Consider the following 20,395-nt stretch of genomic DNA (forward strand, 5'->3'; position numbering starts at 1 on the left):
TTTCGCGATGGCACGCTGCGACAACCCCTCGCTGCAATGAAGGTGCCGAATCAAGGCCCAATCTTCCATGGAGATCACCCATCCGATCGTGGTTGGGTGGCCTGGTTTTCAACCGTCGTTTCTGGCCTGATTTTCGACCRTCGTCAACACCCCAGAAAACGCGGGATGAGTGGGCTTGGGAGTCAGTACAGTTCGTCGAATCGGCGCTCGTAGGACCAGATGTGGTCGTGGCGGGTCTTTATCCATGTCACCACGCTGAAGAAGACGAGTGTTGCCGCGATTCCGGGGTTCAACCAGACGGCGGCGGCGATCACCCCGACAGCGGTCCACAGGCACCAGTTGACGATGTAGGCGATTTTCGTTCGCCGATGGATCGCTGGATGGTCGCGCTGTTGCAAGAGCCCGTCGATCCCGAAGCACGCCACCGTCACAGCGATCCACCAGAACATCATCGTGTCTCCGCCTGTCCTGTCGCCGCCGGGTATCCGTCTTGTCGATCTTGGTCGTCGACTCGGGTCCCTCGGGCTTCGGGGTGCCGGGGCGGGCTTCAGCAGGCCGGGCGCGTGGGCGCCCTTCTCGGCGCCACCACCGTTCCCGGCGCGCTTGGCTCGCGGTTCGCAGCGACGTGAACGAGCTACTGCGGGCGGATGATCTGCGGGGCCGGAGAGTCGCTGACCAGCGCGACGGCGACCTTGTGCTGGGCGGCGAGGTCGCAGAACACTTCCCGGGCGCGGTCGGCCACCGCCCAGCTGAAGCAGGCGTAGATCATCGTCGCTCCGATGCTGTGGCTGGTGAGGCCTCCCTGGAAGTTCGAGTCGGCGGCGAGCTGCTCGTAGGTGGCATCGTCGATATAGGCGAGCGGCGGGAAGACCTCGCTGAGTGCGCGGAAGAACGCCCGAAGCTCCGGTGTGGTCACCGCGACGTCGCGGTAGTCGTGGTCCTCGGTCCATTCGCACTGCAGGTCGTACCAGCCCAAGAAGTCGCTGTCCGTCGTGGCGGATGGGTCGAAGGCAACGATGTCGTAGCTCACGCGTGGAAACGCTACCGGCCGCGCGGCGTTCGCTGGCGCGGTCACGCGTCTCGAGCCCGATACCCAGCCCATCCGTCTCGACGCCGGTGTGAGCGCGCGGGGGAACCTCTCGCCGCCGGTGTGGGCTGCGGTTGGAAACGGGTTGGCGCTATCCGGGGGTTCCGCGATTGTTGCCGGGCTTCTGGATCAGGAGATCGTCGTGTTCGCGCCGTCGGCATGCTTCGGCGAACTGGATCGCCAACGATTCATCGGCAAGGAGATTCCGGTACTTGTCGTTGTCGAGCTCGTAGTGCTCTTCGTAGTCCACGAGCCCGTTGCTTACAGGGATGGAGAGATAAGGCCTCCCGGAGGCAGTGTCGATACCCAGCGAGTACCGATTCGTTCGCGAGAAGTACTCGTCTTCGAAACGCATGCTCGGGATCCCCTCTACTCGTTCCAACATCATCGACCCCGCTGGCCCTCGTGCTCGTCGTGGGGGAGCACGAGGGGGAACTTCTTCATGCCGACGCACACGAGCGGGCCCATGCCCAGGCCTTCGGAGGTGAGGGTGGGCAGATGACAGTGGAAGGTAAGCCGGGCGAGGCACGAGGTCTTCATATCCGTCATATCCGTCGTCGACGCCAGGCCCACACGCACAATCCGATGCCCACGAGGGACACCACAGGTAGCGCCCCCTGCAACCGGCGCAATGTCACGAGGTGCCGGTACTGCTCGTTCGACAGGAATTGCAGTGTGGGTGAGCTCAGGCTGGGCGGATCCCACCAGTAGCTCCCCCAGCCGGTAACCGCTTGGGGCCAAGCGAAGACACTCACCGCAGCAGCGATGGCAATGCACGTGGAGGGGAACACCACCCAGAACCAGGGAAATCCTGGTGCCGGCCCGAGACGATCGCGGTGCGGCAAGACCACCCCCGCCACCATCGCCACGGCCCCAGACGCAACAAGCAATAGCCACCCCATGAGACGGACGGTATAAGTGCCTACGCCGGGCGGCCGCTCATTCCTCGGGTCCTCCTTCCCGTCTCCGCTGTGGGCAGGACCGTTGAATCACATCTGGCTTGCCCAGATGTAGATACGCCGACCCTCGTCCACCGCTGGATCCCATACCGCGGATAGCACTCCCCGCGCGGGCAGTAGCGACTCGCAATGGACCCAGGTCACCGAAGGTTCGGGACTGTATTCCGACGACGGCCGGCCCAGATCGCTGGCCGTGGCGGGGCCACATGACGTCAGCCCAGCATCACTACGCAGGGCGTTCGCGCGGGCACTGGAGTTCGAGTCAACGACCAGATATGCGGACGAGTCGGGAAATGAACCGTAGTACTTGGCGTACACGACGGTGTCGTCCTCTGTCAGGTGCAGGCCGAGGTCTGCGGCCAGCTCCGCGGCGGCTTCCTCGTCCGCTTGTGCGAGGTACCAGTGGTAGAGCCGAGGTCCGCCGAACCAGAGAGCCAGTGCTCCTACTACGACAACCGCAACAACGACGCCAGTCCACATTCGCCGCGATGGTTTCGGGAAGAGCGTCATGCCCCGATACGACCACAGTGGGCCGTCTTTCATGACGGCGTCGCGCCCGTCGTGTCCGACAACGTCGGCGCGGCCTGGGTGCGCGCCGGCCTGCAGGCGCGCGACCTGGGGATCGGACGGGGGACACCGAAACCGCTGCACAGCGCGTGAGCGCCGAGGGCGGGGGTGTTCACCAATCGCGGGTCGGTCTGATCTGCATGCGGATTGGATAGGTCGACCAGGCGGTAGTCACACTTCAGGATGGCTCCAGATCACACAAATCTGGATGCGTTCCAGCGTGGCGGGGACGTTTGGGGAGGGACTCCAGCAACACCCGCTGTTTTGGATTGGCCGCCGAGCAGGGTTTGGATACTGGGGCCGTGACCGACGTGATAATTCGGCAGGCCGAGCCCGACGACGACGTTGCTGGTTGTACGGCCATGCAGGTCGTGGCTGTCGCCGGCTTTCGAGGACCTGGTCGCTGGACGGCCCCGCGCCCCGACTCACTACTCACCACCGGGCGATCGATGTGCTTCAATGGGCTGGTGATGACCTTCGCGCAGCTCTGGTGGCCGGCTTCCTAGCGGCCTTGAACTGTGTTTTCCGGCCGCCTCTCGTGCGGCCGACGATTCTCACCTGCGTGACGGGCATTCATCTCGGTTGATGCGGTGAGGTGGCCTCGTATCGAGAGGACCACCCCATGACCTTCAACGACGATTCTGTTCGCCCCAGCGGTATCGGCGAGATGTTGATCAGTTCCCGCTCGCTCGACGAATACCGGGCCATGTTCAACCTCACTGACGGTGACCTGGCCCGGCGGATCCTGGACTGCCCCGGCGGTGCCGCCGGATTCACCAGCGAGGTTATCGACCTCGGCGGCGACGTGACCGCCTGCGACGTGGCCTATTTCGAGCCAGGAGTCGCCGACCTCGCCGTCATCGCCGCTGCCGAGACCGATCGCGGGAACCGCTATGTGCGCGCGCATTCGGAGCAGTACGAGTGGACGTTCTTCGCCGATCCCGACGAACATCAGCGCACCCGGCAACAAGCCGCCGAGCAGTTCGCTACCCACATTCGCCGCCACCCGGACCGCTATGTCGCGGGGCGGCTGCCTTTGCTGCCGTTCGCAGATGCCAGTTTTGACCTGGTGCTCAGCTCCCACCTGCTATTCAGCTACTCCGACGTACTCGATCACACCTTCCATGTCAGCGCGATCGGTGAGCTGATGCGCGTCGCCCGCGACGAGCTGCGAATCTTTCCGCTGGTGGCAGTGGGATCGTCGGCGCCCTACCCGCGACTCGACGAGCTGCTCGCCGACCTGCGGGACCGCAATATTGCCGGCCGAGTCGTCAAGGTCGACTACGAATTCCAGAAGGGCGGAAACCACATGCTGGTGTGCCGCCGAACCTGATCCACGGGCGGGCGCGTGACGGACGGGCTTGTTGGCCGGCGGCTTGACTTGAGAGATGTATGGAGGACGACAAGACCCGAGCCGGAAGCCAGTCGTGCGGTTCGCGTTGCCTGGTCACGCAGGGAATCCGCGTTCTCGACCCAGAGGATTTCCCGACGATTTCCAGGGCATTGCTCCCGTTTCCCACCATCGACGACACGCGCATGTCATTGATCATGACGGACAGTAGCGTCCCGCCATCAGCATCAAACGCGGCCCACCTGGATCAGAGGCCACACCGGCCGCTCAATCCTCAACGAGGACGGTCCGCTTGGGCTTCGACCGTGGTATCGGAGACCACACCACCACATCGCGGTCACTCCGGCGTCAGGATACCGCCGAGGACTCGGCGCAGCACAGGCTCGAACATACCTCCAGACTGGTCGGCGTCGGGATTCGAAATATCGAGCACAGCCGCCAGATAAGGATGATTCCCATCCTCGGCGGTCTTGTGTAGGTACACCACCTGAGAAATTCGGCGCTCCGGGCCCGCCGTTCCCTCACCGACCTCGACGCGAGCGAACTGCTGGACAAGCGTGTTCAGAACGGCGATCGCCTGCAGTTTCACGGCCCCCGGCACGTCGACCGCCGCCATAGCGCGCAGCGCATACTCGAGAAAGTCGATTCCGCGAGGCCCGACGCGCATCGCCTCGACCGGAATATCAAGCAGCCACGGGTATCTCACGTGAACGCCCTTCGCGCGAACCGCGAGGGCGGTGAGGTCGTCGATCGCCTCGCCGCGCAGCGCAACATCGAGGTCGATCTCGCCAGCAGCAGCATCCACGATGAGGTCGAACACTTCGTCGTGCCCCGCCACATAGCGGTACAGAGCCGACTGACTCACCCCGAGTTTCTGCGCGATCCGGCGGGTGGAGACAGCGGACAATCCCCCCTCGTTTGCAAGTTCGATCGCAGCGTCGGCGACATCGTTGCGACTACGGGCCGGCACCGGACCGCGTTTGCCGTACGAGCGTTCCCACACTGTCGTGTGCGGTTGCTCCATTCCGGACTGTGTCACTCGACGCCACTCTCCATTCGTTGCTGTCTGTCGTGACCTATACTAAAACTGCGTTCAGTGAACACAATTAAGGGAGGTTCAAAATGGCACTCGCCAATGCATGGGGACCGCGGCGATGGGCACAGAACGGATCGGTACGTCTCGCGTTCGATCAATTCCGGCCGGAACTCGGCGGAGAACCGCTACTGATCGCCACCGGGCTGGGCGTCAATCGCCACGCAGTTCCCGACGGGTTCTGTGAGCAACTGGCCGAACACGGTTTCGCAGTCGTGCGGTACGACCAGCGTGACGGCGGAGAGTCGACTCACCTGCCGCCGACGGCCGTACGAAACCCGATCGCCGCGCTGCTGGCCAAACGCGGTGAGGCTTACACCGCCGAAGACATGGCCGACGACGCAATTGCGGTGATCGACGAACTCGGCTGGAGCTCGGCGCACGTGCTCGGAGTCTCGCTCGGTGGCGCACTCGCGCAACGCGTCGCCCTTCGGCATCCCGACCGAGTGCGTTCTCTCACGTCGGTCGCGGCCATCCCGGGCGACGTCACCGGGTTGCGCACATTCCGCTACATCCGTTTGCGCACGCTCTCGAAGTTTGCGCGCCTCAAGTTTCCCGATACCAGAGAGGGCGCGATCGAGGCCGGCCTCGCGGTAGCACGGCTGCTGGCGTCCCCGCGCCGCGAGTTCGACGAGGCCGCAATGCGAGCACGATTGGAGAGCAATCCCGACCCCGGGGTTCACGACCAGGAGGCACAGAGCCGACAGATCGGCGCTCAGTGGAGCGGACCACCGATCACCGCGATCACGCAGCCCACCCTGGTGGTGCACGGCGAGGACGATCCTCTGATCAAACCCAAAGCCGCACATGCCATCACGGCCAGGATTCCCGGCTCACGCAAGCTCATCCTCCCCGAAGTCGGGCACGACCTGCCTGAGCACTCATGGAAACCACTCGCAATGGCAATCCGCGAACTCACAGGCGCGAATACCTGAGTATGCCCGTCACGAAAATGAGGTCACGAACTCTTTTCGAGTTCGTGACCTCATTCATCACAGTTCATGGAACTGCCGCAGTCGCGGGGAGGTGGAGAACCGTCGACGTACGTTCCTCGGCACCACGACGACATGTTCGATCGAAAGGCCCGCTGATGCCCACCCGCGCTCCTTTGGACACCGCGCTGGCGGCCGTCGTCGCTGACGCGGTCGCCGCGGCGCTGCCGTCGTTCGCGGAGGCTGTTACCCGCGCGGTCCTGTCCGACCCTCGGATCACCTCTGCCGGAGACCAGCCCGCCGCGGCTGCGCCTCTCAACACGGAGTAGCACGAGCGGCTGAGGTCTCTGTTGTCGGCGAACCCGAAGCACCGTCCCGCCCATCCGGAGGTCTGGCTCGACGCTGTCGCGGTGAACTACCCGGCAGCGGTCGACGCCCTCGAGTGGGGGTGGTCCGAGCGCTGTCCGACCGACTTCTGGCGGCGCTCGCGTGGTGCGCCGGCCCGACCAAGAACCCGGGGCGTAGCCGTCGGGGAGAACTGGATCAGGTGATCGCCGAGCACCACATGGCAACTGCCTGCCGGTGGCCGTGGGTATCTCGTGGCGGGACTCGACGGCGCCGTCGAACAGGTGCGCGCCGCGATCGCCGAACACCACCATGCCCGGGTGACCTACACGTGGCGGCGTGGCCTCCTCGAGGCTGCGGGCAGCGTCGGTGACGACCTGGAAAAGGCCGTTGCCGTCATCGTGTGGTGCCTGCGTGCGCGGCCGCACTGGCAGCGCACCATCTTGCAGCCGCCGTCGCGGGTCGCGTTCGAGAAGATGCTCGGTGACTGGCATGCGGATGGGCAGGGCTGGTCGATCTCGGAGGTCGCCGATCTTGAGCTGGCGGAGCAGCTCCGGAAGCTCGGCGGCACCTGGATGCGGTATCAGAGCGAGCGCGGGGGGAGGGGCGCACCCGTCGTATGCCCGGACCGGTCGCAATCTCCACCGGGCTCTCGTGGGTGACGGGATCGATCCCGTGTCTGTCGGCGACATCGACGCGCTCCTGCGGTGGTGGTTCGACGAGGGCAACGCCCGCTTCCACATCAGGGACGCCGATTTCTCAGGTCCGGATGTGGTTTCGCGTGCCTTGTTGGCGATGCGCACGTCCCGCACCGCGGCCGCGGCGACCGGGGTCGCGGCCACGAACATCGCGGCGTCGGGGGGCCGCGCCCATGTCGATCTGACCAAACTGGAGGGCCTCGCGTGAGCAATCCCATCCCCGTCAGCGTCGCCGCGGTCCTCGGCCGGGTGACCACGGTCGATGTCCCGTGCCGCGATTGCGGTGCACTGGTGCCGCGGCCGCTGCGTCTGCCCGGTCGGCCGGAGGGGTGGCGGGCGCATGTGCGCTGTCCGGTCCATGCGGCCGCGGCTGGGGTCGACCCGGTATCGGCGCGAACTGCTTCGGTTCGCGAGCGTGATCGAGCCGCGTGGGCCGACACGGTCCGCGCGTTCGATGCGGTCGCCGGCTACGAGCACGCCCGGATTGACGAGCTCGGCTCCGCGACGACGGCCCGCGTGTGCACGGCCCTCGTTGACAGCCACATTGCGGCGGCACCCGATAGTGCGCACCGCGGCGGTGTTGCGCTGATCGGTCCCACCGGAATCGGCAAGACCCGCACCCTGTTCGCCGTCGTCAATGCCCTCGCGCCGGGCCGCCGCACCCTCGTCGGCAGCGAAGACACGGTCCTCGCCGCGGACGTCCCTCCGTGGGAGCTCACCTCCGCGATCACCGCCCGCATCACGGGGATCGAGGTTCTGGGCATCGACGACGTCGGAGTGTCGATGCGTCGCCCCGACGAACGGATGCTCGCGTGGAAGGCATTGGCCGACTCGGTTGCCCGTGCCCCGCACCCGGTCACCGTGGTCCTCACCACGAACCTGCAGGGGTGGTCGGCGTTGACGGATTGGGTGGGGGCGCAGGCCGCATCCAGGCTGTCCGGGTGGATGCCGTTGGCGGCCCCTGGGTTTACCGACCACCGCACTGGAAAGATTCACGAGCAGTGGCGCCGCGATTTGCTCGGCGCCCAGCGCAGCAAGGAGCAGCACCGATGAGCACTACAGACATCGACCTCCACGAGGCGCTCGAGGTGCCGGCCCGTAGTTGGCTTCGCGGCCTCGTTGACCGCGGCCCGGATCTGGCTGCGCAGATGGGCACCACGATCTCGGCGCTCCGCGGCACCCGCCGGCCCGAGTACATCGCTGTGATCGGCGGCAAGGGTGGCGCCGGGAAGACCACCACCTCCGTCGCGCTCGGTTCGGTCCTCGCTGGCACTGGGCGTGACCGCGTGGTCGTCGTCGACTCCATCCCCGACAAGGGAACCCTGCGGCTGAAGTTCCCGGCCGATCAGTCCGCCCGGTCGCTGCACGAGCTGGCCGGACGTACTGATCAGATCAATAGCTACGCGGCGCTGCGGCCGTTCCTGCTGTCCAACGACCTCGGGCTGGATGGGATGTGGTCGTCCCGGCACCGGGACCTTCAGTTCGACGGCTCGGTGTACGACGAGGTCCTCGACTTCCTCACGGCGGACTACCGGGTCATCGTCGCGGACTGCGGGACCAGCGCAATCTCCGCTGCCGCGTCGGCGGTGTTCGCCCGGGCGACGCAACTGGTGGTGGTCACGCCGGCGCAGGTCGACGGCTTCTATGCACTCCTGGAGACGTTCGACGAACTCTCCGAGATGGGGCACCGGATCTGTTGGGGGATGCGGTGTCGGTCATCAACGGGGTGTCCGAGTCGTCTTCGGTCGACATCGACAAGATCCACGCCGAGTTGAAGCGTCGCACCCGCGCGGTGCGACGGATCCCGCACGACGCGCACCTCGCTGCCGGGGCGGCGTTCGACTTCGCGCAGCTGCAGCCTGCTACGAAGGTCGCGTACGCGGAGGTGGCGGCGACGGTCAATGCCCGCTTTGCGTAGCGGATCTCGCCGCTCGCTGCGGCGACGTCTCACCGGCCGCCGCGACGGGGTTGTCTGTAGACCGAGGTGCACGTGAGCGCCGAGGCGGGACGATCGGCAGGGCACTCTGGTGAACCGGGGTGACACCGGTGCACCAGGGTGCGCCGCGCTGACCGAAGCCGAACTGGGAGACGAACCCGATGGCCGCTCACGACGACACTGATTCGACCGGCGACCCTGCCCGGGAGCCGCGAGTTCAGTTGCCGCATCGACGGCGCCCCTGTGTCGAGTGCCCGTGGCGGCGCGACGTTGCGGCGGGCAAGTTCACCAGTGAGAGATTCGACGCCCTCGCTGACACATCGGGTGGGCCCGGCTGCGAGGCACCGCTGTCGGCGCCGATGTTCGCGTGCCACAAGACACGCGAGGGCTCGGAGCAGGCCTGCGCGGGCTGGCTCGCCGTCGCTGGCGGCGACCACATCGGAGTTCGGCTGGCGGTCATCCAGGGCCGCCTCGACCCGGCGACCCTCACACCGTGCGCGGACTGGCCGCCGCTGTTCGACTCCTACACCGAGATGGCCGACACCCAGGCAGGCTGAGGAGCACCGTCTGCGCTGGCGCCCGGGACCACACGATCGGCTACTGCGAATGAGGGCTCCTGTCGACCCGCCAAAAGGACGTGATTCTCGCTAGTGCTCATCGATAGGTTCGGGCGATGGACGTTTCAGTTGCAGCACAGTCGATCCGAGCAATGGCCGATCTGGCCACCCCGATGGCCATCCGGGTGGCCGCAACTCTCAGCTTGGTAGAGCGCGCCGGCAGTGCAGGCGCAACGGCCGAGCAGCTCGCTGCTGAGACTGGGACTTCTGCGTCGCCACTGCGGTGCTTGCTTGATCACTTGGTCGCGGTTGGTGTCTTCGACTTCGATGCGGATTCCGGACGCTACAGGCCGACGAAGCTCGGTGCGCAGATGGGCGAAGACGCTCCGGAGGGGATCAAACCCCTGCTCGACCTCAACTGTGCTGGCGGACGAGCCGACCTCGCCTTCGTTGAACTACTCGGCACGATCACCACCGGTGCCCCCGCCTACGTGCGACGGTACGGGCGCGACTTCTGGGCGGATCTCGACGCCCATCCGCAGTTGCGGCGCTCGTTCGACGCCCAGATGAACTGGCGGTTCCAGGAGCAGGCGGCGCAGATCGCCGAACGTTTCGACTGGAGCCGCTTCGCCCGGGTCCTCGACGTCGGCGGCGGTGACGGGAACCTGCTCGCCGCCATCCTGCGAGCCCGCCCTGGCATCCGTGGCCAGGTGCTGGACCTTGCACCGACGGCTACCGCAGCTGCCGACCGGTTCGCGGCAGCTGGTCTTGGCGATCGGGCCAGCGCCGTTCCGGGTAGCTTCTTCGATCCGCTGCCTACGGGCCCCGACGCCTACCTTCTGTGCGACATCCTGCACGACTGGGACGACGACCACGCCCGCGAGATCCTGGCTGGATGCGGCCGGGCCGCGGGACCGAACGGAACGGTGGTGATCATTGAGCCGCTGCGCGGACCGAGTACGAGCACCGCGATCAACCTGTTCATGCTGATGTGCTTCGGCGGCCAGGAACGAACTGTCGACGAACTGACCGCTCTGGCAGCCGATACCGGTCTCGAACTCCAGAGCGTGGGCCCGGTATCGGATGAACGAACCGCCCTGGAATTTCGAGCCGCACCACCGGTCGACTTCTAGTCATGTTGATGTGGTGATGGAGGCCCGCCGTGGTGGACAGTCCGGTCCTGTTCTGGCAGGCGTCCGGCTGCTCGTTCCTCGCGAGGACGATCCGCCGGCCAACCTGTGCCCGTGCCGTCCACCACCCCGCCGCCTACTGGTCCCGCTCCGCGGATTCGCGGGACTGGTAGTGCGGCTTGGAGTATCGGTTGATCCGCGGAGGAGGGGTACCGCGGCGGCGGGGCGGCCAGTAGAAGTCGCGGTCGGCGAAACCTGGCTTGCGGCGCCCGTCAGGCCCCTTCCGGGAAGCGAGCGGTGTCCACCACCACGCGTAGAACCACGAGACGACCCAGGTGAAGACCGCGACGGCGATCGCAATCTTGAATGTGGGCATGGCGAGAGCGAAGAGGACGCCGCTGACGGCCGACGCGATCCAATAAGTGGGTGGGCCCCACTTCCGCTCGGGGTGCGCCGATCCGGCCGAGGCGACGACGAAGGCGACGACCGCGAGCCCGATGAAGATCACCGCGCCCCACCCACTGTCCGTCCGCTCATAGACCGATGGTCCCAGCGTCCAGCGGCCACGACGAATCCATAATCGCGCCGGCGTCAGCGCCCGCCTCGTGCTGCTCGTCATTTCCGGTGGCCGGGGCCGGGGTGTTCACCAATGTCGGAGCGTGCTGGGCTACAAATGGATTGGAGAGGTTGACCGGTCGGTAATCACACTTAAGGACGGCTCCAGATCACACAAATCTGGATGAGCTCCAGGGTATTGGCACTGGGCGGTTAGCGGTAAGTCGGCGCCGTCGTCTGCCCGCGGATGTCGATGTCGAGTGCTCTCGCCGCGAGCGCCGCCGCGGCGGTCAGCTCGGCGACGGTCGCGCCGTCCCGGGCGCGGGTGGACATGCCCTGGATAGTCGCGGCGAGGAACTCGGCCGCGGCTCGCGGATCCGCATCGCCGGGAAGCTCCCCCAACTCATCACCGGATCGGAGGCGGTCTTCGAGACGCGCGACGTTTGCGTTGCGTTGATCCCGAAGCACGGATGCGACGGCCGAATCCATGACAGTGCTCCCAGCATTGATCACCAGACAACCACCAGGCTCATCGGGATCGGCGTAGTGGTGGGCCGCTTCGACGAGCAACCGCCGCCGACGAACAGGGGAGTGGCGCCCAGGCGAAACCGACAGCAAGAAGATCGGCCGACCCGTCGGCACCGGACGCAACGTCGAGACCAATACCCGCAGCGTCACCACCACCCTGTCGATCCTTGAGGAGTCCCCTCAACGCCGTCGACTACCTCAAGGACAACCTCAACGCCCCACGGACATTCACCCAACTCCTTGACCAGGCACTCTACGAGAAGAACGCCGAACTCTGCGCGCAGTACAACAACGGCGAAACCTTCCTCACCGTGAAGGTAACCTCCGCCCCGCACCCGCTGAACAATCCGAGAGGGAAACACTTTGATCGCCTACCTCGCAGTACTCCTGGCCGTCGGTGGCCGTGGGTCTCCTCGTCCCGACTTACCTCAGCCTCCGACTACTAAACGGCCACGTACGACAGAGCATCGCGGCGAAATCGACCGGCCGCCAGGTCGCCGCACTGCGTCTCCGCACAGTCCTCCTCGGAACCTGCACGGCCTGCGCCGGAGCCGGAGCAGGGCTTGCTCTCCAAAGCCAAATAACCAAGCAAGACCTCCCCACCGAGGTCCTCGTCCTACTCCTGATCGCCGTGGCCGTCACCGTCGTAGCCGGTTGGATAGCGGCCAACCAGGCCGTCAAGATCCACACCCGAAAGGCACTCGAGGGCCCCAGCGAACATCGCCACTGATCCACCCCACCGAACACGAAACCCCGGCCCGTCGGCGGACTCTGAGCATTCCAACCGGGACCGTTCACCGACGAGCAGGGGAGTGGCGCCCTCCATGAAGGTCGAGTCGACGCTGACGCCCAACACACGATCTGGCCGGCGGTGTCGACGGGCCCGGACGGCGTGCGGGCATCGACCCTGACCCGGTTGCAGCCACCTGAGTCGCATTTCCTTAGGATTCACACCCGGCAACAGCCGTGGCCGTCTCGAGGTCACCGACCCGTGGTGTCCTGCGGGACCGATACGGCTCAGTATGTGCGCTGCATCGTTCATCCTGTTGATGGTCGCGGTGCACCATACCGCACCGTCGGGGTCGACGGTCACCGTTATATTCTGCCCAATGGCTGAAAGCGGAGGTCGAGTTGGGTGGTGGCGCGCGGCAATGCGTGCCGAAGATTGATCCTCCCGGCGTGGGGGAGATCGCACAGTATTTCTGACGGGACGAACATTCGTCCGCAGATCCAATTGGCGACTACAGAGGGCCTCAATGGGTGAAAACCCAGGAGAAAGAAAGCGCGATGGAACAGCTCAGTTGTGACGTGGAGTGGGTACGTGTCGGGTGGGGCGAGCGGTATCTGGGGGTGTAGATCAACGGTGATGCACACGCTTCCGGACTACTCGATCCCCTGCTCATGATCTGCCGGAGCCAGGTCATCCTACTCGTATCCCGTGGACTCAACTGTCCCTCCGCTTGCTGCCCACTCGTCCTCGAAGGCCTCCGGGTTCATCACAATGCCCATTCACTCACCGCATTCGCGAACAGAGCAGTCACGTTGGCGCCTCCAGAACACAGAATCTGTGCCAGCCCCACAGCCAGCGGCTACTTCATCGCCGGGATAGTGCGCCCACAGCGCGCTGCCCAGAAACACTCCGCGGGTGAAGGGAATTGATAGAACTACCCGGGTGACACTGATTCAGACGCTGGTTACAGCCCACCACATCGTGCAGATCTCCGACCGACGACTCACCCGTGCAGATGGTTCCGTCTTCGACGATGATCACAACAAAGCAGTGTCGTGGTGCGGTCAGTTCGCCGTTGGCTTCACAGGGATCGCCTTCATCGACAGACAGCAGTCGAAACCAGTATCCGAGTGGATCGCGGAGCAGCTGTGGATGAAGGATGAGCTCGGCGCGGGAATCGAAGCAATTCGTTCCGAGGCGGAGGCCGCCCTAAAGAGACTCGACAGGCGGTGGAACAAGCGCCTGTCGATTGTCGTCACAGGCTTTACCCCACCGAATCCGTTCGGGCTGAAATCTGCATTCGCGGCCCGCATTTCGAATTTCGAGCGAGGATCAGAAGTCCTGCCGGTCCATCAGGACAGCTTCATCRTCGACACTTACCAACTGCCCGACTCGAGCCCGGGATTCGGGTACATGACCGCAGGCGCCCATCTCAGCATGGATGAGATGCGCATCATCCGACGCCGAATCCCGCGCTTGATCCAAGAAGGAGAGTGGAATCAAGCCATCCGGCTGCTGGTCGAAGTGCAGAGGCTAGTGAGCAACAGGGAACGGACCGTTGGGCGTGACGCGATGTGCGTTTCTATCCAAAATCTCCCAGCGCTCCTGGCGCCATTCTCACCAGCATCGACAGCGGCGAAATTGAAACTGGCAACACTATGTTCAGCTTCATCGCTGACGGCGGATTCGACCTCCACCGCTACGGACCGCACCAGGTCTGCGGCGGTTGGGCGATGACCGGCGTAGTGGCGAAGCAGATCGGAGACAACCCGGATGACCAGTCAGTTAGCGTGCGGATCCTGAAGACTCCCCCAGAAGGATCCGCGCTCAACGACGCCTAGCACAGTCGAGCAGTGCCCCGCCTCAATCGAACGGACCGCGTATTGCCGTGGGTGAACGCGATCGCGGCTACGGCGGGGCCCGGCAGCCAGAGCTCAGCTGCCGAGCCCCGACAAATCCGCTAGACAACCAGGGCGGTAGCGCTGTTGGTGACCGAGGGCCGCGCGACAGCAGTCGGCTCCATGTGCAGGTGCAGGTGCAGGTGCTGGTCCGCGGCCAGCGCGGTCAGCAGGGGACCAGGAACCGGCGGATCTTCGGGTTTGCCGCTGCGTTGAGCACGACATCGTACGGATCCGTCCCCCACTGGGGGTTGCGCTCGGTGCGGCCCGTGATCGTGAATGTCGCGCGCGCGTTCTCCGGGGAGAAGTCACCGAGCCGGCCGTCCTTGATCCACGGCAGAGCGAAGTAGCCGTAGCTCTTGCCGTCCGGACCACGCGCGGTACGGGAGATGTCGTTCCACGTCTCGATGCCGAGGTTTGTGTTGGGCGGCTACTGCCTGAGTAGAGGCGATTGGGGTGGACCTCCCGAGCACCGGACCGGGCCATTCCGCTATCCCCGGAGGGTACGAAATCGACTTCCCGCCGATCTACTGGCTCCTTTGGCCCCCGTTCTTCACCGAGTGGACCCGAGCCCGGATCCTCGAATTCTGGCCATGTTGGGCTGGCGGTTGGTGCCCATCAATGAGGTGATCAAGATGGACTGGCAGGAGTATTTCGGACCACTCACCCCGGTCGTGATGGCGGTGACCATCTGGCTAGCGGCGCTCGGCTTCTTCGGGGCAATTAGGCCGAAAGCGAGGTGGGGCGGGGTCGGAGACACTGGAGGTGTTGCCTTGTGTATCCACGTGACTGGCGAGGTCAGGGCTGGATGTGGGCCCTGCCGATACCCGAACTGTGGCAACGGGTCCTGTATAACATCCTTGGCTGCGACTTGGGCGGTCACTGCCCGTAAATGAGGCGATTGAGATGATTCATCCGGTTGATGACTTCCCCCTGATCTGGTGGCTCATGCCGAGAGTGATTGTCCCGGAGGATATTGCCGTGTGGATCCGGGATCACGCCCCGTGCTGGCTGGGTGGCTACTGCCGATAGATCGAGGTGTTCGCAATGGACTCGTATATCTGGTTCCTCCCCGTCGATGACTCAGCGAAAGCGTGGCTCTTCGACCTGACCTGGAAGCTCTATCAGTTGGGCATCGGAAGGTGACGCAGGCACCTCACGCAGCATCAGCCGACTGCCGAGCCAGCCTCGCGAGCTGATCGTCTCGCATCGTGTGCCAGAGTCGTTTCGGGACTTGCCGTTTGAGTGAGCAATCGCCTCGCCTGAGGTCTTGTCCTCGGCCTTCCGCAGCGATCTCACTGCCTGTTGATCAGATCCGCCGGAGCACCGACTGGGTGGCGTAGTACACGTCATCGTCCTCCTCGGGCGCGGGGCGGTGACCCGGTGCGGCGGGGGCGTCCGTGCCTGTTCCGGCGATGACTCGTGCGACCCGGGGGTCGGCAGCCAACTCGTTACGAAGGTCCTGTGCCGCCTTCTCTGCCTCGGCGCACGCCGCGCGGTGGGTGTCGGCGACGATCGCCGCGAGTGCCACGGCGCCTCTTGCGAGGGCGGTGTCGGCGATGGTCAGTGCAGTGATGCGGCCGGCAGCATCGACTTCAGCGGCGACATGTCCTCCTGCAGACTGGGCCCTTCCGCGCACGAGTGTCACTGCCTCGTGGACTCGGCGTGCTTTCACGGCGAGTTCGTCAAGCGGTGCTCTGCTGGTCATGGTGTCGCTCCCGTAGTGGTCGGTCGGGTGTGCTGGGTGGGCGACGCGTTACTGCGTCGTGTCGGTCCGCTGGGCGGGGAGACGGCAGCCGGTATTGCCGCTGACGAGTGCGGCGACATACGTTCCGAGGTCGATTCGGCTGCCGTCGTCGCTGGTGAGTACCACGTCGTGCTGGCCCGGCTTGTCGACGCGCACGTTCAGCTGGGTGATCCCGAGGGGAGCAGCGATGTCGCGGGCGGCCTGGAGGATGCGGGGCCAGTCGGCGTCGGAAATCGGAACGGAAGACACGTAGTCCGGCAGGTCGATCTCGAGTCCGTCGGTCTTACCGAAGGCGCCACCGCAGCTGGACTGGGATCGCTGATCCTGCGGCTCCCACTGCAGCGTGGGTGCGATGGCCTTGGCGGCGTCCATGATCGCCTGCAGTGCCGCGGCGATCTGCTTTTCGGTGTCCTCGAGCGAGGGCCGGGTGGGCAGAAGGGCGGCGGCGGCGGCGATCTCTTCGTCAGTGTGGTTGTACGGGTTGCCCATCTGGTCTCCACATCCGGTGGTCAGGATTGTCACGGTCGTTGCCAGCACAGCCAGCAGCGGCAGAGTGCGTCGGTTCATCGGCGCACGACCTGTTCGGGTAGTCCGGCCACGATCGAGGCCATGTTGTATCCCGACATTCGAAGCTCCCCGTTGTCGCCTAGTAGGACTTTGTTAGGTTGGAAACCTGTGGTGACACAGTGGGCAGGTGCCGATCCAGATGGCGAGTGCGCGTTGGATGTCGCGGACGATGCCGTAGAGGGTCAGCCCTGCCCACCGGCTTTTGGGTCGGTCAGCCGCAGGGTGGTCAGGAACAGGTGGGCGGCGGTGACGAGGGTGGCGTGGTGGTGCCAACCGGGCCAGGAGCGTCCTTCGAAGTGGTCGAGGCCCAGGGCGACTTTGAGTTCGCGGTAGTCGTGTTCGATGCGCCAGCGGAGTTTCGCGAGGCGGACGAGTTCGTCGATCGGGATGTCCGCGGGCAGGGTGGAGAGCCAGTAGTCGGTGGGTTCTGTTGCACCGATGGGCCATTCGGCCAGTAGCCACACCTGCTCGACCGATCCGTCGGTGGCGCGAGGCACTCGGAGGCCAGCGGGTCGGGCCCGCAGGGCGACGAACCGGGAGCGCATGACGGCGTCAGGATTGCCGGGTGTGGCCTTGGTGCCGCGCCGCCACGACACTTCCTGCGCCGCATCCGGTCCGGCGGCGATCACCATGTCCTTGCAGCTGGACTTCGGCACCCGGTAACGGGCGGCGGCGGGACGCCCGGGGCCGATCCGGGGCGGGGTCTCGGGCTGAGCGTCGGCCGGGTAGACACCGGTCGCTGCTTTGACTGCCACCATGTAGGGGATACCGCGGTCGGAGAGTGCGGCGCGAAACTGTGCGCCCTCGCCGTAGCCGGCGTCCGCGACCACGACATCGGGCTGGGGACGACCCCAGGCGAGGAGTTCGTCGATCATCTCCACCGCCATCTCCCATTTCGGCCGGTGCCGCTCCCGGTCGGGTATCGCTGACTTCTTCCGGCGTGCCGCGACGACGCTCGCAGCACCTGGATCATCGACGCAGGTCTCGTCCCAGCTCTGCGGCACGAACAGTCGCCAGTTCAATGGGCATGACGCGTCGTCGGACGCGGCGTGCACGCTGACCGCGATCTGACAGTTGCCGACCTTGCCCAACGTGCCCGAGTACTGCCGGGCCACACATGGGGAGGCATCGCCGTCCTTGCCGAACCCCGTGTCGTCGACCACCCACGCGTCCGGTGCGATGAGCTCGCAGGCCTTGCGTGAGAGCACCATCCGCACCGGCTCGACCTTCCACGGGGAGGTGGTCACGAACTGCTGTAACCGCTGATGATCGACACCGAGTCGGGCCGCCATCGGCTGCATCGACTTGCGCTCACCACTGAGCATCAATCCTCGCGTATACACCCCTGCCGTCGCCAGCCTGTCCTTACGCAACAACGACGAGAACACCTCACCGACAAAGGAATCAAGACGTTCATCGACCTCGGACAGGGCTGCGGCATCCACCCCATCATCGTCTCGAAGATCACGCCGAAACTCGAGACCCCACACCCAACCGTGACAGACCTAACAAAGTCCTACTAGTTGTGGGTATTGACTGTGCTTGTGGACGCCCTCTCGCGTGACTCCGTCGGGGCTGGTGCCTGCGTCGGTGGAGAGCTGTTCGAAATCCGAGGTACTGGGGTCGGGGCCGAACACGTGTATCTTGCCGGCTTCGGGGATCCCGATGTCGCCGTCCGCCTCCATTACGTAGCCGTGTCCTTCGGCGAGGCCGAGGTCGGATTCGTCGTCGGCGTTGATGCCGGGTGATCCGTAGAACATGGCGTCGTCGACGGGTTGGCCGGGGCCGGGATCCTGCAGGGCCAGACCGGTGGTCAGGGATCCGTAGGAGTGCCCGAGCGCGGTGATATGCGGGTCTGGTTGTATCGATACGACATCGAGGCCGTCGTAGAACCCGGCGAGCTTCGCGGCGCCCGCGTTCGCGCGGTCCGTCTGGGCCACATCGCCGTAGCCGCGTACGCCGTCCATGAACGCATTCGACGCGCCGGTGTCCGCCTGCGGTGGTTCGTATCCCAACCACGCGATACTCGCCACGGTCTCGTCGCCACGCCCTGCGAGCCGGAGTTGTTTCTCCGCCTCCGCCTGCAGGTGTGTGGTCTCTCCGACCATGCCGCTGAAGGACTCGTCGATGTTGGTGTTCAGTCCAGGTGTGGTGACGGAGATGTGGTCGGCGGTGTCGGGGTCTCCGACGGCGAAGGCGGCCATGCCGCGTTCGCCGGACTGCAGGTCGAGCAGCATCAGGCGCCCGTCTGGGTTGTCGGCCACGATGCCTTCGATTTCGTCGAGGTCACGCAGTTTCTGCTCGGTGTACCAGAGTGCCGCGTCGTCGTTGGTGAACGTGCCGCCGAAGAGGTTGTCGTCGAGGTTCGCTTGCAGGCGGTCGCGTTCGGCTTCGAGGCGGGCGCGTTCGTCGTCGAAGCGGTTGACGTTCGCCTCGTGTCGCACAGCGGAGGGGATACCGTCGAGGTTGCCGACCCAGTCCGGGTGCTCCTCGACGATCTGACGTCGCTGTTCCTCGGTGAGCGAGTCCCAGTACTTCTTGTTGTCGGCGGCGGTGGCGCCGGGTGCTGGCTCGGGGAGCGCGTCGGGTCCGAGACTCCCCGCTCGGGGCTCGTTGGCGTCGCCGAGCTGGTCGGTGGCGGCGTCAAGTGCGGCGCCAGCGCGCGCGTCGAGTTCGCCGACCGTGGCCAGCGCGGGTTTGAGCCGAGCCTCGAGCACGGCCGCCTGCTCGCCCAGTTGTGCCTGAATCAGCATGTCGGCGACCGGGTTGCCGCTGACGAACGGTGGGGCGCTGACCTGCCCGTCGTCCGCAACTGCGAATCCGGCAGCCATCGCCTCGTCCGCGATGGCAAGGGCAGTGATTCGGGCGGGACCGATCGAGGCCGCTGCATTCGTCAACGCGTTGGCCTGGGCGGTGACTGCTGTCGTGATGCGTCGGCCCGCGTCCTGTTCTGTCGCTGAGCGTGATCCAGCGGCCTCGGCGGCGGTGCCCTGCCAACTCAACAAAGCGTTTGAGACGTGCGATCCGGTCGCATTCATCGCGTCGCCGAAGGTGCGGTTCGATGCGGCGACGGCGGTGCCAGCGACCGCGAGCTCGTCCGGACGCCATGTGCGTAACTGCGACAGCGTGACCACCTAGAGGTCCCCTGCTGTGGTGTCAAGATTGAGGCTGAAGGCGTGGTCGGCACCGTCGTAGGTGCGGGCGTTTGTCTCCGCGGTAGCTGCCATCTCGCGCAGCCGCTCGGCAGTGTCGCGGTAGGAGCGGAGCAGCGGGTGCCCAGCGCGGGCCGCGGATGCAGCGACCGACGATCCAGGCATTGCGGCAGCGGCAGCGTCGATCGGACCGGACGGGTCGATGTCCGAGATCCGATCGGCCTCGCCTGTCAACGACGCAGCGAGCGAACGCAACGCCTCGGTATCGACACCCAGCTGATCACCCAATGCAACCCCTCCCCGGTCATTCTGCGTCATGCGCCTTACCGCGCACCGCCGTTCCATACGGAGCTCACAGCGGAGCCCTGATTGGTTTGACGCAGGCCGACCGTAAACGGTTCCACTACGTTTGCTGCGGATGGGACTGAATCGCCCCGGTGAGTCCGGAGACTTCATCTCTTGTGAAGGATGGAGTCATGTCAGGTTCGAGGAAGTACCCGGCCGAGCTGCGTGAGCGGGCGGTGCGGATGGTCGCCGAGGTGCGCGGCGAGTACTCGTCGGAG

The 20,395-nt window shown here is 65.4% G+C and carries 24 protein-coding genes; 11 read left to right on the plus strand and 13 right to left on the minus strand.

Translation table 11 applies throughout. The features are described from left to right. Positions 1-182 precede the first annotated feature (182 nt). From AB4Z09_RS26530 to AB4Z09_RS26550, 5 genes are all read right to left on the minus strand, one after another. Entirely contained in the window at positions 183-452 is a 270-nt protein-coding gene (locus AB4Z09_RS26530) for a hypothetical protein (protein WP_442241077.1), read from the minus strand. Between the two features lie 182 nt (positions 453-634). Next, the gene (locus tag AB4Z09_RS26535; protein WP_442241078.1) at positions 635-1,030 is read right to left on the minus strand and encodes a hypothetical protein; all 396 of its coding nucleotides are present in this window, start codon (positions 1,028-1,030) and stop codon (positions 635-637) included. 148 nt (positions 1,031-1,178) lie between these two features. Continuing rightward, positions 1,179-1,442, minus strand: a complete 264-nt coding sequence (locus AB4Z09_RS26540; protein WP_442241079.1) for a hypothetical protein — start codon at positions 1,440-1,442, stop codon at positions 1,179-1,181. Positions 1,443-1,471: 29 nt separating this feature from the next. Beyond that, positions 1,472-1,636: a hypothetical protein gene (locus AB4Z09_RS26545; RefSeq protein ID WP_442241080.1), complete on the minus strand. Its 165-nt coding sequence runs from the start codon at positions 1,634-1,636 to the stop codon at positions 1,472-1,474. Between the two features lie 440 nt (positions 1,637-2,076). Then, on the minus strand, positions 2,077-2,556 hold the full coding sequence (locus AB4Z09_RS26550) for a hypothetical protein (protein ID WP_442241081.1): 480 nt from the start codon (positions 2,554-2,556) through the stop codon (positions 2,077-2,079). Between the two features lie 679 nt (positions 2,557-3,235). Here AB4Z09_RS26550 and AB4Z09_RS26555 point away from each other — a divergent pair. Beyond that, positions 3,236-3,946 carry a methyltransferase domain-containing protein gene (locus tag AB4Z09_RS26555; protein WP_442241082.1) on the plus strand — a complete coding sequence of 237 codons (711 nt, stop codon included), beginning with the start codon at positions 3,236-3,238 and terminating at the stop codon, positions 3,944-3,946. 355 nt (positions 3,947-4,301) lie between these two features. Here the strand turns inward: AB4Z09_RS26555 and AB4Z09_RS26560 are convergent, their stop codons facing one another. Beyond that, on the minus strand, positions 4,302-4,988 hold the full coding sequence (locus tag AB4Z09_RS26560) for a TetR/AcrR family transcriptional regulator (RefSeq protein WP_442241083.1): 687 nt from the start codon (positions 4,986-4,988) through the stop codon (positions 4,302-4,304). A gap of 98 nt (positions 4,989-5,086) precedes the next feature. On the opposite strand from AB4Z09_RS26560, the gene AB4Z09_RS26565 reads away from it, so the two are divergent. The 9 genes from AB4Z09_RS26565 to AB4Z09_RS26605 all read left to right on the plus strand — a co-directional run bounded on the left by AB4Z09_RS26565 (position 5,087) and on the right by AB4Z09_RS26605 (position 10,658). Beyond that, positions 5,087-5,992 carry an alpha/beta fold hydrolase gene (locus tag AB4Z09_RS26565; RefSeq protein ID WP_442241084.1) on the plus strand — a complete coding sequence of 302 codons (906 nt, stop codon included), beginning with the start codon at positions 5,087-5,089 and terminating at the stop codon, positions 5,990-5,992. Between the two features lie 155 nt (positions 5,993-6,147). Continuing rightward, entirely contained in the window at positions 6,148-6,318 is a 171-nt protein-coding gene (locus AB4Z09_RS26570; RefSeq protein ID WP_442241085.1) for a hypothetical protein, read from the plus strand. A gap of 270 nt (positions 6,319-6,588) precedes the next feature. Next, positions 6,589-6,996 carry a hypothetical protein gene (locus AB4Z09_RS26575; protein WP_442241086.1) on the plus strand — a complete coding sequence of 136 codons (408 nt, stop codon included), beginning with the start codon at positions 6,589-6,591 and terminating at the stop codon, positions 6,994-6,996. Between the two features lie 13 nt (positions 6,997-7,009). Beyond that, the gene (locus tag AB4Z09_RS26580; protein WP_442241087.1) at positions 7,010-7,240 is read left to right on the plus strand and encodes a hypothetical protein; all 231 of its coding nucleotides are present in this window, start codon (positions 7,010-7,012) and stop codon (positions 7,238-7,240) included. Further along, positions 7,237-8,085 (plus strand): hypothetical protein, encoded by an 849-nt coding sequence (locus AB4Z09_RS26585; RefSeq protein WP_442241088.1) that lies wholly within the window; start codon positions 7,237-7,239, stop codon positions 8,083-8,085. The genes AB4Z09_RS26580 and AB4Z09_RS26585 overlap by 4 nt, the downstream gene beginning before the upstream one ends. Further along, positions 8,082-8,807, plus strand: a complete 726-nt coding sequence (locus AB4Z09_RS26590) for an AAA family ATPase (RefSeq protein ID WP_442241089.1) — start codon at positions 8,082-8,084, stop codon at positions 8,805-8,807. Before AB4Z09_RS26585 ends, AB4Z09_RS26590 begins: the two co-directional genes overlap by 4 nt. After that, positions 8,804-8,950 carry a hypothetical protein gene (locus AB4Z09_RS26595; RefSeq protein ID WP_442241090.1) on the plus strand — a complete coding sequence of 49 codons (147 nt, stop codon included), beginning with the start codon at positions 8,804-8,806 and terminating at the stop codon, positions 8,948-8,950. Before AB4Z09_RS26590 ends, AB4Z09_RS26595 begins: the two co-directional genes overlap by 4 nt. A 179-nt stretch (positions 8,951-9,129) precedes the next feature. Next, positions 9,130-9,525, plus strand: coding sequence for a DUF6283 family protein (locus tag AB4Z09_RS26600; RefSeq protein WP_442241091.1), 396 nt, complete (start codon positions 9,130-9,132; stop codon positions 9,523-9,525). Positions 9,526-9,677: 152 nt separating this feature from the next. Continuing rightward, positions 9,678-10,658 carry a methyltransferase gene (locus AB4Z09_RS26605; RefSeq protein ID WP_442241100.1) on the plus strand — a complete coding sequence of 327 codons (981 nt, stop codon included), beginning with the start codon at positions 9,678-9,680 and terminating at the stop codon, positions 10,656-10,658. Positions 10,659-10,791: 133 nt separating this feature from the next. Here AB4Z09_RS26605 and AB4Z09_RS26610 read toward each other — a convergent pair whose 3' ends face one another. Next, positions 10,792-11,163, minus strand: coding sequence for a hypothetical protein (locus AB4Z09_RS26610; protein WP_442241092.1), 372 nt, complete (start codon positions 11,161-11,163; stop codon positions 10,792-10,794). 260 nt (positions 11,164-11,423) lie between these two features. Next, complete coding sequence (locus AB4Z09_RS26615; protein ID WP_442241093.1) at positions 11,424-11,894, minus strand: TetR family transcriptional regulator C-terminal domain-containing protein; 471 nt, start codon at positions 11,892-11,894, stop codon at positions 11,424-11,426. A gap of 1,516 nt (positions 11,895-13,410) precedes the next feature. Here AB4Z09_RS26615 and AB4Z09_RS26620 point away from each other — a divergent pair. Further along, complete coding sequence (locus AB4Z09_RS26620; protein ID WP_442241094.1) at positions 13,411-14,205, plus strand: hypothetical protein; 795 nt, start codon at positions 13,411-13,413, stop codon at positions 14,203-14,205. A 1,470-nt stretch (positions 14,206-15,675) separates the two neighbouring features. Here AB4Z09_RS26620 and AB4Z09_RS26625 read toward each other — a convergent pair. From AB4Z09_RS26625 to AB4Z09_RS26645, 5 genes are all read right to left on the minus strand, one after another. Next, positions 15,676-16,074, minus strand: a complete 399-nt coding sequence (locus AB4Z09_RS26625; protein WP_442241095.1) for a YbaB/EbfC family nucleoid-associated protein — start codon at positions 16,072-16,074, stop codon at positions 15,676-15,678. Between the two features lie 48 nt (positions 16,075-16,122). Further along, positions 16,123-16,680, minus strand: coding sequence for an LppA family lipoprotein (locus AB4Z09_RS26630; RefSeq protein ID WP_442241096.1), 558 nt, complete (start codon positions 16,678-16,680; stop codon positions 16,123-16,125). Between the two features lie 182 nt (positions 16,681-16,862). Further along, on the minus strand, positions 16,863-18,125 hold the full coding sequence (locus tag AB4Z09_RS26635) for an IS701 family transposase (RefSeq protein WP_442241097.1): 1,263 nt from the start codon (positions 18,123-18,125) through the stop codon (positions 16,863-16,865). A 60-nt stretch (positions 18,126-18,185) separates the two neighbouring features. Beyond that, a complete protein-coding gene (locus AB4Z09_RS26640) occupies positions 18,186-19,814 on the minus strand; it encodes an alpha/beta hydrolase (protein WP_442241098.1) in 1,629 nt (542 codons plus the stop codon). Next, positions 19,815-20,120 carry a hypothetical protein gene (locus AB4Z09_RS26645; RefSeq protein ID WP_442241099.1) on the minus strand — a complete coding sequence of 102 codons (306 nt, stop codon included), beginning with the start codon at positions 20,118-20,120 and terminating at the stop codon, positions 19,815-19,817. It abuts the gene before it with no gap. Between the last annotated feature and the right edge of the window lie 275 nt (positions 20,121-20,395).

This window comes from Rhodococcus sp. TAF43, from assembly GCF_052113525.1.
In the GTDB taxonomy this organism is placed as follows: domain Bacteria; phylum Actinomycetota; class Actinomycetes; order Mycobacteriales; family Mycobacteriaceae; genus Prescottella.